The organism is Nostoc cf. commune SO-36, assembly GCF_023734775.1.
GTDB classification, from domain to species: Bacteria; Cyanobacteriota; Cyanobacteriia; order Cyanobacteriales; family Nostocaceae; genus Nostoc; species Nostoc commune_A.
Window position 1 is genome coordinate 1,109,258 of sequence record NZ_AP025732.1, and the last position, 11,830, is coordinate 1,121,087.

General features: G+C 44.2%; 8 protein-coding genes. 3 read left to right on the top strand and 5 right to left on the bottom strand.

Going from position 1 to position 11,830, the window contains the following annotated elements; all coding sequences use genetic code 11:
* Positions 1–25 precede the first annotated feature (25 nt).
* On the bottom strand, positions 26–1,615 hold the full coding sequence (locus ANSO36C_RS04840; RefSeq protein ID WP_251958620.1) for a DHA2 family efflux MFS transporter permease subunit: 1,590 nt from the start codon (positions 1,613–1,615) through the stop codon (positions 26–28).
* Positions 1,616–1,875: 260 nt separating this feature from the next.
* Here ANSO36C_RS04840 and ANSO36C_RS04845 point away from each other — a divergent pair, with 260 nt between their 5' ends.
* On the top strand, positions 1,876–2,508 hold the full coding sequence (locus ANSO36C_RS04845; protein ID WP_323374560.1) for a TetR/AcrR family transcriptional regulator: 633 nt from the start codon (positions 1,876–1,878) through the stop codon (positions 2,506–2,508).
* A gap of 147 nt (positions 2,509–2,655) precedes the next feature.
* Here the strand turns inward: ANSO36C_RS04845 and patD are convergent, their stop codons facing one another.
* Complete coding sequence (gene patD, locus ANSO36C_RS04850; protein WP_190940853.1) at positions 2,656–3,009, bottom strand: heterocyst frequency control protein PatD; 354 nt, start codon at positions 3,007–3,009, stop codon at positions 2,656–2,658.
* Between the two features lie 298 nt (positions 3,010–3,307).
* Here patD and ANSO36C_RS04855 point away from each other — a divergent pair, with 298 nt between their 5' ends.
* Positions 3,308–5,578 (top strand): RelA/SpoT family protein, encoded by a 2,271-nt coding sequence (locus ANSO36C_RS04855; protein ID WP_251958621.1) that lies wholly within the window; start codon positions 3,308–3,310, stop codon positions 5,576–5,578.
* A gap of 393 nt (positions 5,579–5,971) precedes the next feature.
* Positions 5,972–6,355 (top strand): type ISP restriction/modification enzyme, encoded by a 384-nt coding sequence (locus ANSO36C_RS04860; RefSeq protein ID WP_251958622.1) that lies wholly within the window; start codon positions 5,972–5,974, stop codon positions 6,353–6,355.
* Positions 6,356–6,835: 480 nt separating this feature from the next.
* On the opposite strand, the gene hpnH is transcribed toward ANSO36C_RS04860, so the two are convergent.
* From hpnH to ANSO36C_RS04875, 3 genes are all read right to left on the bottom strand, one after another.
* Positions 6,836–7,855: an adenosyl-hopene transferase HpnH gene (hpnH, locus tag ANSO36C_RS04865; protein WP_251960251.1), complete on the bottom strand. Its 1,020-nt coding sequence runs from the start codon at positions 7,853–7,855 to the stop codon at positions 6,836–6,838.
* A gap of 120 nt (positions 7,856–7,975) precedes the next feature.
* On the bottom strand, positions 7,976–8,959 hold the full coding sequence (gene hpnA / locus ANSO36C_RS04870; protein WP_251958623.1) for a hopanoid-associated sugar epimerase: 984 nt from the start codon (positions 8,957–8,959) through the stop codon (positions 7,976–7,978).
* Positions 8,959–11,622 (bottom strand): efflux RND transporter permease subunit, encoded by a 2,664-nt coding sequence (locus tag ANSO36C_RS04875; RefSeq protein ID WP_251958624.1) that lies wholly within the window; start codon positions 11,620–11,622, stop codon positions 8,959–8,961. Before ANSO36C_RS04875 ends, hpnA begins: the two co-directional genes overlap by 1 nt.
* Positions 11,623–11,830 lie beyond the last annotated feature (208 nt).

Consider the following 11,830-nt stretch of genomic DNA (forward strand, 5'->3'; position numbering starts at 1 on the left):
ATAGGGATGCGATCGCTATTTACCCCTAGTGACCAATTGGCGCTTTTGCTCCGGCACCGCCTTTACCCAAGAATAATAATAGAGGTAATGAGCAAAGAAATGCTATACCTACGACTCGAAAGCAATCTGCATAAGACAAAACAGCAGCTTGGGTATCTACCGTTTGACTTAATAAAGCTAGTGCTTGTTGTTGAGCCGTTGTCGCATCTATACCTTGACTTTGGAGCGCCCCGTTGAGTGCATTGAGGCGTTGATTCGTTTCTGGATCATAAGGACTAAGGTTTGCTAACAAGATGGCTCGATGAAAAGCGTGTCGTCGATCAAGTAAGGTGGTAAGTAGGGCAATGCCGATGCTACCACCCAGTTGTCGGGTGAGGTTGTAGAAACCAGAGCCGGCAGAAATATCCTGTTTGGGTAGCCCTCCTAATGTTGCCAGACTTAAGGGGAGAAACATTAATACAGTAAAAGCCCCACGCCATAGCAAAGGCCAAAATAAATCATCTGTGCCTGTTTGTGGGGTAATTGCTGCTAGTTGAAACATGACTCCAGATGTACCGACAGCACCCATTGCAATTAAAATTCGAGCATCGATTTTGGTGGATAGCTTACCTAATAGAACCATGACGATCGCAGATGCTAAAGCACCAGGTGCTAACAATAATCCTGTCTGCGTTGCCGTAAAGTGCAACACACTCTGAGCAAATATCGGTACAGCAAAGAGTGCGCCATAAAGCCCCATCCCCACCACTGCTGATAATACACTTCCAGCAGCTAAAGAGCGGTGACGCAAAACTCTTAAATCAACGGCAGGATGGGCTATTTTCAATTCGTACCAAATAAATAGTCCCAATCCGATAATACTGGCGATCGCTAACGTGGTGATGAAACCGGAGGAAAACCAGTCTTCTTTCTCTCCTTCCTCTAATAAAGTTTGCATACAGCCAATCGCAATCACCAAAAACCCAATCCCGAACCAATCAACGGCTTGGCTTTGTGTCTGGCTCTTGTCTTTGTCTTTGGGCAAAAATATCACAGACATCGCCACTGCAATGATCCCGAAGGGAATATTAACAAAGAAAATCCAGCGCCAGCCCAACCCATCTACCAAAAATCCCCCTAAAGTCGGGCCGATGGCTGGCCCGGCAATTACACCCACCCCAAAAACTGCCTGTGCCAAACCTTGTTCAGCAGGTGGAAAAGTCTCGAACAAAATCGCTTGGGCTTTAGCTAGCAACCCGCCACCACATAAACCTTGAAGAATTCGAGAAAAAACTAGCATCGGTAAATTGAATGCCAACCCGCATAAAACTGAGGCAAGGGTAAAGCCAATCAACGAGAAAATAAAATAAGTTTTGCGCCCAAAGTAATCTCCTAGCCATGCAGATAAGGGAATTAAGACAACATTGGCGATCGCATATCCAGTTACCACCCACCCTACTTCACTGACAGTTGCACCAAGGCTAGCCTGTATATCAGTCAAAGCAACGTTGACAATACTAGTATCAATAACTTCTAAAATCGCACCCAGGGAAGCCGTAAAAGCGATCGCCCACTTCAATGGCCCGTGGACATAACCAAATTGGTCAAAACTAGAATCTTTAATGTTAGTAGCCATTGTTAGCACAAATAATATTTGGGAGATATCAAGCAATGCCAAGGCTTTGCACGCTTACGCCAAAGCTAAAATTAAATTTTGTATATATACGCTACGGTAGCGTATCATATTAAAACGGTCAAGGAGACTTCAATAAAAAGCAGCAGAAATACTTATGCTAAAGATGGATGGTCATTCCTGCTGTTTTCGTGCATGAGAACTGGGTTATAGGGCTTATTTGTTCCCCAGATGCTATGTTCTATGCCCAAAAGTAAAAGCAAATGGCCAAGAAAATATTGCTTGAGGATGAGATTTTGATGAATAAGCAAATCAATAGCACCTCTGGACGCCCACGCAGCATCCACGCCGATCAAGCTATTCTGCAAGCGACCTTAGACTTGCTTGCAGAGGTAGGATATGAAAGCATGAGTATAGAAGCGATCGCTTCCCGTGCTGGAGTTGGTAAAACGACGATTTATCGGCGTTACACTTCCAAAGAAGAACTAGTTGCAGACGCGATAGAAAGTTTGAGAGATGATTTAGCGATCCCCGATACTGGCAGCTTTTGGGGAGACATGGATATCTTAATTAATAATGCCGCCAAAAAAATAGATAGTCCCCTTGGTCGTCAGACACTCGCCTTGATAATTAGTACAGCGTCTAGCAATCCTCAGTTTGCCGAGGTTTACTGGACAAAATATACAAAACTCCGACGTGAAGCCTTTGCTAAAGTACTTGAGCGTGCCAAGTCTAGAGACGAAATTCACAAAAAGGCAGATGTAGACCTAATTATCGACCTTGTGAGCGGGTCACTATATTATGCACTAATCTTCAAACCTACAAGCGAACCAGTAGAAGCATATATGCGCCGCACCATGAATCTTCTCCTCCAAGGGATTGGGAATGGCGCATAGGGAATGGGGCATTGGGCATGGGGCATGGAGAATAGGGGGATGAGGGAGAACAATTAATAACCAATGCCCAACTTGTTAGCAAAATAACTTTTCAGTATAGGTCATAAATGAGATGATGGAGAAATTAGAGAAAAAGGTGAACAATTGTTATTTTTCTCCCTCCGCTTCTGGTTGCAGAATGGCATCACAATATTGAATGAGGGTTGTCAAGCGATCGCTAATCGTTTGAAGTCTCGTTTGTGCAGTAGATGCTTGCCGCGCTCCTTGGAAAAACATTACATCCATTTCCAACAGGCGCAATTGCTTGCTCATCTCCGTTTGATAAGACTGAACTCGCCAGTTTTCATCAGCCAAAGGCACAATCTGCTGCCCAAAAAATTGCTGCAATGAGGCTACACGCCGCCGCAGTTCGGGTGCAACAATTTGGGTAGTTGTGGCATCTGAGCGTAATTGCTCTAGTAAGGTTACGAGTGCCAGATATTTCTCACGGTTTAAAGACATCGACTGGTAGTTAAGATAGTATTAATGTCAAGTAATTTTTCTTTTACAATAAACTTCTCTTTTAGACTTATCAGCACTAAAAGCCTCAAATCGTTATTTGAGGCTTTGTTTGCCATCAAGGAATTTTCTTTCTTTATTATCCTTGAAACTCAAACTGGATGACTACCGTTGGCAATGCGAGAATCATCCTTACACTGTTTTTTCTACCCGTCTCTGGGCGACAGCATCTTTTTAGTGTGATGTTGCCACTTTTATTTATCATTCACTTAATCTACCGATCCTATCCAAACCTAATTCTATGAGCAGTCTAGCTATAAATTCATCAGTTGATCTAGCCATTCCGGAATGGTTGAAGAAATGTTTGAAGGAATCATCGACAAGTAACGGTGCGGCTGAAGATGACCGAAGGCATACTGATACGGTCTTAATTGGTCGCGCATTTGAATTTGCTTACCAACTGCATCAAGGTCAATACCGCAAATCTGGAGAACCATACATTGCCCATCCCATTGCTGTAGCCGACTTGCTGCGTGACTTGGGAGGTAGTGCTGCTATGATAGCAGCTGGATTTCTCCATGATGTAGTTGAAGATACAGAAGTTACAAGCCAAGAAATAGAAGAACGCTTTGGCCCAGAAGTGCGGCAATTGGTCGAGGGTGTCACCAAGCTTTCTAAAATTAATTTCACTAGCAAAACCGAAAGTCAAGCGGAAAACTTCCGGCGGATGTTTTTGGCAATGGCGCAAGATATTCGGGTAATTGTGGTGAAATTGGCAGATCGTTTGCATAATATGCGAACTTTACAATATATGTCAGAAGCCAGCCGCCGCCGCAGTGCCCAGGAAACGCGAGATATATTCGCACCCTTAGCCAATCGCTTGGGAATTTGGCGAATTAAATGGGAACTGGAAGATTTGGCTTTTAAGTATTTGGAACCGGAAGCTTTCCGTCAAATGCAGGAGCTTGTTTCTGAAAAACGGACAGCGCGAGAAGAGAAATTGGCTAAAGCTACGAAGATGTTGCAAGAGCGTTTGCACCAAGCTGGAATCCGCTTTCAGGATATTAGTGGTCGTCCCAAGCACCTTTATAGCATTTATCAAAAAATGCACCGCCAGCAAAAGGAATTTCATGAAATTTACGATTTGGCAGCGCTGCGGATTATTGTTCAAAGCAATGAGGAATGCTATCGGGCGTTGGCGGTGGTTCATGATGCTTTTCGCCCAATTCCTGGGAGATTTAAAGACTACATTGGGCTGCCAAAACCTAACCGTTACCAGTCGTTACATACTGGGGTGATTGGATTAACTGGTCGTCCTTTAGAGGTGCAAATTCGGACAATCGAAATGCATCATATCGCCGAGTACGGGATTGCTGCCCATTGGAAGTACAAAGAAACAGGAGGTTCTAGTATTAGCCATTTGACAGGGACAGATGACAAGTTTACTTGGCTGCGGCAACTGCTAGAATGGCAAACTGATCTCAAGGACGCACAAGAGTATCTTGATAGCGTCAAAGATAATCTATTTGAAGATGATGTCTATGTCTTCACCCCTAAGGGGGATGTTGTTCCTTTAAGCCCCGGTGCGACGACTGTAGATTTTGCTTATCGGATTCACACCGAAGTAGGAAACCACTGTTCAGGAGCGCGGGTGAATGGGCGAATGGTGCCACTGTCAACGCGGCTGCATAATGGTGACATTGTAGAGGTTCTAACCCAAAAGAACTGCCATCCGAGTTTAGATTGGTTGAACTTTGTCAGGACTTCGGCGGCGAAATATCGGATAAAACAATGGTACAAGCGATCGCGCCGGGAAGAAAATGTTGCCCGTGGGCGAGAGTTGTTAGAAAAGGAACTCGGTAAAACTGGTTTTGATAGTCTGCTGAAGTCCGATGCGATGGAAACTGTCGCCCAAAAGTGTAATTACCACAGTGTAGACGATTTACTCGCTGGGTTGGGTTATGGAGAAATTACGTTAAACCTAGTGCTAAATCGTTGGCGAGAAGTGGCGAAGGGGCAACAACCAGCTTCTACAGTGTCGCTATTTATCCCCAAAGAACCAAGTACATCAAAAGCTTTGCGAGATGCGCCTCCAACTACTTCCCGCGCCAGTGATTCGCCTATTGTTGGGGTAGAGGGGTTGGTATATTATTTAGCTGGGTGTTGTACCCCGATTCCTGGCGAACCAATTATTGGTGTAGTGACGCGAGGTAGAGGGATCTCAATTCATCGCCAAGGCTGCAATAATCTAGAGACTGTGGAATATGAGCGCTTAGTACCAGTTAGGTGGAACCCAAGCGCCGAAAATAGTGGTCGTCCACACACGTATCCAGTGGATGTACAAATTGAAGCCCTGGATCGCGTAGGGGTGCTAAAGGATATTTTGTCACGGTTGAGTGACCAAGGGATCAACGTCCGCCATGCCCAGGTGAAAACCTGTGCTGGTCAACCTGCATTGATGGACTTAGGAATAGATATACGCGATCGCTCTCAACTAGAGCAAGTGTTCGTCCAAATTAAGAAAATGAGCGACATTTTGAATATCCGCCGCGTTGGTCAAATTGACGAGTAGGTGATTGGTAGGGTGCGTTACACTGCGTTAACGCACCAATTTAGGAGTCGAACCGCAGAGGCACAGAGAAGCCAGTGCTTTGCGGGGGTTTTCCCCGTTGTAGCAACTGGCGCGACACAGAGGAAGAGAGGAGGAAAGAAATGCACCGTGTTATTGCTTAGACAAGTGTATTTTATTTGATAATTCAAAATCAATGGCAGTATATCTGACATCTTTATTAGTCTCTGTTTGTCATAATCTCTGTTAAAACGTGATGTTATTTGGAAATTCACGTCTTTTTACGGAGTATTTAACTTTAAACTTCATACTTTAGTTCAGTAGATTACGGCTGTTAGTTAGTAATAATTAAGGCTAACTTTGACATACTTTAAATTTATAAAAGTTTGATAAAGTATGTCTAAACTTCTGGTTAGCCAATATCACACAGAAGTAGAAAGAATTATTCAATTTGGCGGTTCACGTAAAGAAACATCGATTCGGGTTGCACCAAAGGCAAAACTTAAAGCCGATGCAGCCAATGGAACTATTATTTTAGATGATTTCACCACTTTAGAAGGTGTCCCTAAAATTGCTTGGGAATATCGCCTTGGCAACCGTTGTGCTTTAGAATGGATATTAGATCAATACAAAGAAAAGAAACCTAAAGATCCGACAATTGCGGAAAAATTCAATATGTATCGCTTTGCAGATTACAAAGAACAGGTAATAGATTTACTACAAAGAGTCTGCACCGTCAGCGTGGAAACAATGCAGATTATTCAACAGATTGAAGTGTAGCCGATTCTTTCTTTTTCCGTAACTGATAAGTAGGTAGGCATGATTAAATATAAGATGTCATTGCGAGTGTTCGCGAAGCGTCTCGTAGAGAAGCGTTCGCGGAGCGTCTCGTAGAGAAGCAATCCTAGAGACTTTGCGATTGCTTCGTTTCACTCGCAATGACGGAACATATTAAACCTAACTCCCTAGCCCCCTTCCCGACGCGGGAAGGAAGAAAATTCAAAGTCTCTCTCCTTTTAGGAGAGAGATTTAGAGAAAGGTTTTCCACATACCATGAAAAGTCAGATAAATGGCATCTCTACATCTGGGTTTTGTTGCTCATTTTGAACTGTATTTCGTCACAAAACATAATTACGACTTACGCAAAATCTCTCTCCAACTCTGATTTCTCCGTGTACTCTGCGCCTCTGTGGTTCGTTATTCCGTAACTCTTGCGTAAGTCCTAATAATTACGAATTACGAATTACGAATTACGAATTATTAGCTCCTGCCAAACACACTACCAAGGGCACGCGCCATATTTTGCGGCTGCATTGCATCCATAGCGGCGGTAGGTTCGTAACCGCAGTGAACCATGCAATCGGCACACTTGGGATTACCACTCTTCTGTCCATATTGACTCCAATCAGTTTGTGCTAGTAATTCCTTGAAGGTAGAGTAATAACCTTCGTTCAGCAGATAGCAAGGTTTTTGCCAACCGAGAACGCTATAACTAGGGCTACCCCAAGGTGTGCATTCGTAGTCTTTTTCACCTGTGAGAAAATCTAGAAAGAGCGGATTGTGATTGAAGTTCCAGTTTTTTTCGCCACTTCTGTATGGAGAGAGAATTTCCCGGAAGAGGGCGCGTGTTTGTTCTCGGTGGAGAAAATGATCTTGATCTGGCGCCCACTCGTAACTGTAACCAGGAGAAATCATCATCCCGTCAGTATTTAGTGTTTCCAGAAAGTCGAAGAACTCTTGCATATCTTGGGGTTGAGTACCCTCAAAGATGGTGGTGTTAGTGGTAACACGAAAGCCCTTAGCTTTAGCGGTGCGAATGGCTTTGACAGCAATATCAAAAACACCTTTGCGATCGACACATTGATCGTGCAATTCCCGCATTCCATCTAAATGCACACTAAAAGTTAGGTAAGGGGAAGGCTGAAACTTATCTAGACTCTTTTCTAATAACAAACCGTTGGTACACAAGTAAATATATTTCTTGCGCTCAATTAATCCTTGGACAATCTCATCAATCTGAGGATGTAGCAGAGGTTCTCCGCCAGGAATTGAGACAACCGGTGCGCCGCACTCTTCCACTGCGGCAAAGCACTGTTCGGGAGTGAGATTTTGCTTTAAAATTTCCTTTGGATGTTGGATTTTACCACAACCAGTACAAGCTAAATTACAACGAAAAAGAGGTTCCAACATCAATACCAAGGGGAAGCGTTTACGCCCTTTTAAACGCTGCGTAACCAGATACTTCCCAATATCCATCGCTTGTTGTAGATTAACTGCCATTGTTGCGATCGCTCCTCTTTTAGATATAGATACACCACACGAAAACATAAAACCTTTGTAGGGGCGTACATCTGTGCGCCCCTACTGCCTATTGCATCCACACATTAATTGCTAATTTTCTCATTTGACGTAACCCTGAGCTACAAACCAATCCACAGCCTCCTTAAGTGCAGCGTTCAGCGAAGATTGAGGTAGACTCAATTCTCGGACAGCTTTTGTAGCATTATAATACATAGGTTGTTTCGCCATGCGAACGCCATCCAATGGCACTGAGGGCGATTTTCCCAGGGGTGCGAGAATCTTTTCATCAACCCAGGCAACGCTAAGGGGCAACCAAGCGGGTACAGTTTGTTGAGGTGCTTTTAGACCTGTGATATCGGCGAGTTGTTCGAGTAGTTGCTTTAAACTGAGGTTTTGATGACCTAAGATATAGCGATCGCCTGATTTACCCCTCTGCAAAGCCAGTAAATGCCCCCATGCCACATCACGCACATCGATAAAATTCAAACCAGTATCCAAGTAAAAAGGCATTTGCCTTCGTAAAAACCGTAAAATTATATCACCCGTAGGGGTAGGTTTGATATCCAAAGAACCAATGGGGCTACTGGGATTGACAATAACTACCTTCTGACCTGTAGCAACGGCTTGCATAGCTTCTTGTTCAGCCAGAAACTTAGACTTTTTATAGTCACCCACCAACTTTTCTACAGGACTCTGATGTCTTTCATCGACAACTTCCCCAGATGATCCTACCCCAATTGCCGCAACTGAACTTGTGTAAACGGTGCGCTCGATGTTTGCTTTACGAGCGGCTGCCAAGACATTACGCGTACCCAAAACATTGTAACGATGGAGTAATTCTCGGTCTGTTTGCCAGAGGGAATAATGGGCTGCGACATGAAATAGGTATTGACAACCTGCCATTTGTTGCCAAAGATTTGGATCGTTCAAATCGCCTTTAACAATTTCCACATCCAAACCGTGTAGATTTTCCAAATTGCTGCTTGAGCGTGCCAGTGCTTTGACTGTGTAACCCTGTTGCAGCAACAACCGTACCAAGTGAGCGCCAATAAAACCCGTACCCCCTGTGACAAAAACCTGCATCAAGCTGCCCCCCTCTTCTTAAATCGGGGAAACCAATCATCCAAAATGGTGTATACTACCGGCACAACTATCAAACTGAGGATAGTTGAAGTTACTAGTCCACCTGCGATCGCAACGGCCATAGGCGATCGCAATTCGGAACCAGCACCAAAACCCAATGCGATCGGTAGCATCCCTAAAAGTGTGGAGGCAGTGGTCATCATAATTGGTCTAAGGCGCACCGGCCCTGCTGTCAGAACCGCCTCTGTGCGGTCTAAGCCAGATTTACGGAGTTGGTTGATGTAATCTACCAGTAAGATGGCATTTTTGTTTGCTAGTCCCAACAAAAATACGAAGCCAATTAGCGATATCATCCCAAAGTCACTTTTGGTGAAGAGTAAAGCCAACATCGCACCGACAATTGATAAGGGCAAAGAAACACCAATAACTACTGGGTCTATCCAGCTTTTAAACAGCAAAACCAGTACTACGACAATGCACAATGCTGATAAAAGCAAAGTAGTACCAAAACTACTAAAGACTTCACCTTGACGGGCAGAATCTCCTCCCAAGTCTAAAGTTACACCAGCAGGTAACACTGCTTTCGCTTCGGCTAATAGTTGGTCTGTGGCACTACCTAAAGATAAATCCTTGCCCAGATTGGCACTGATATAGGCTACTCTTTGATTGTTGAGCCGCTCAATTTGAAAAACTGTACCCTGGGGATTTGTTTCACTTGTCACAGTCACATCAGCAAATCCCGGTAATCTTTCGATCCGCTCTTTAATTGCCTTGGCAGCTTTGCTGAGGCTTTGGAGGTTATCGCCTCGCAATGATGCCTGTAAAGGTTTTTGTCCACCAGTGTCAACAAATTGAATATCTTCGACGCTAGTACTCACACCAGGCAGATTAGGCAAAGATGAGCGTAATTGGTCTTGTACTTCCGCCGTTTTGATGTTGCGGTCTTCCTTGAGCTTCACATAAAGCGTACCTTTGTTTGGCTCACCTTCACGAGAACCAACAGTAGTAAACACTGTTTCCACTACTGGAGATTTTCTCACCACATCTTCTAGTTTCTTGGCAACCTCTAGAGAATCGTTCAATGGATTGGGGGTTGGAGACTGGGGATTGAAATTTCTCGCCTGTCCCTCTGCTCCACTCGGAATAGTCGGCAAGGGTGCGGTATAGGTAATATTGAACTCACCGCGATCTAATTTAGGAATAAACCCTTTGGGAATGAATAGACTCAGTGCCATACCTGCAAGAAAGCTAACTATGGCTAGTGCAATGACTGTTTTGCGGTGGTTTAAAGACCAGTTAAGTAAGTTTCTGTAAAATTGGGTAAAATTCACCCAAATGTTGGCTTTTTGGCGTTGGGTAGTTGAAGTAACAGGTTTTAACCAATAGGTGGCTAAGGCTGGTGATAATGTACGAGCAACCAATGTCGAAGCAATCATGGCTGCTGAAACTGTGATTCCAAAAGGCTTGAAGAACTGTCCGATTACTCCTCCCATCAAACCAATGGGTAAAAAAACCGCTACTGCTGTAGCAGTGGTGGCAACGACTGTTAAGCCAATTTCATCTGTAGCTGAAAAGGCGGCTTGGCGGGGAGTTTCGCCATCTTCGATGTGCCGCATAATGTTTTCGACATCGATAATTGCATCATCGATGACACTGCCAATCACTAAGGCCAAAGCCAGCAACGTAATCGTTTCTAGGTTAAAGCCAAAAATTGCCATGACGATAAACGTCGCCAACAAAGACGTCGGAATTGCCAAGGCAGAGATGAGAGTTGCCCGCCAATTCCACAAAAAAGGAAAAATTACCACTATTGACAACAAGACTGCTTCCAGCAAAGCATCGATTGTTGACTGGGTAGCTTGGCGGATATATTCTGCTTGCGTGGCAGCTAAGGTGAGGTTAACATCCTTGAGGTTAGAGCGTAGCCTTTGAACTTCTTTCTCAACCTGACTCACTACTTCCAAGGTGTTCGCGTCACCGCGTTTAATTACCTGAAATGCCAGTGCATTTTGACCGTTAAACCTGACTAATGTTGCCCCTGCTTGGGGGATGGCGGCTGCACTTACATTCGCTGGATTTAGGGGAGTTGCAGTAGCACCGCCCAATAGTGAGACTTTCAGCACTCCTGGTAGTTTAGCGATCGCACTCACAATCTCATCTTGCGCCAACTTCGTCAAATCTGTAAGATTCCGCTTAGGACTCTCTACGGCATAGCTAATGGCCGCTGACTCGTTTAGATTCAGGGGAATAATTTTGGAAGTTGCTCCTTGAGGTAGAGTCAACTGCTTGAGTGCAGTTTCAACCTCTTTGGTCGATGTTTCTAAATTCGTTCCAACGGCGAAAGAAAGGGCAACAGCAGTTTGACTCGGATAGGTGGATGAGCGAATATTCTCCAGTCCTTCTAAAGATTGGAGGCGTTCTTCCAGGGGTTTAGTCAGCTTCGTCTCTGTATCCAGGGCAGTTGTCAGGGGGGCTGTAGCATTCACAACCACCACTGGAAAAGTAATATCTGGAAACAAGGCATACTTAAGGGAACTGAAAGCCAGAACGCCAGCTACTGTTACGGCAATCCAAAAACTCACCGTCAGCCACGAAAATTGAATCGCCAACTTGGAAATATTGAAGAGTTCTCGTGCGGATTTGGAGTTATCAAGCTTAACCATCTTGGAAAATTATCGTGTGGGTGACACAATTATTTAGTCATGCTACAGCAATCATCTTCGGTTTGCGAGTTCTGGTTACAACTAAACAGCAATATTACTTATTGTCACTCAGATATGACCCAATCTTTAATACAAAAGGAAACTTCAAGATGAAACTTGGTTCTGTTGAGCATAAGGAATTATTCTGCCAGAGCTTTATAGAAAGCTA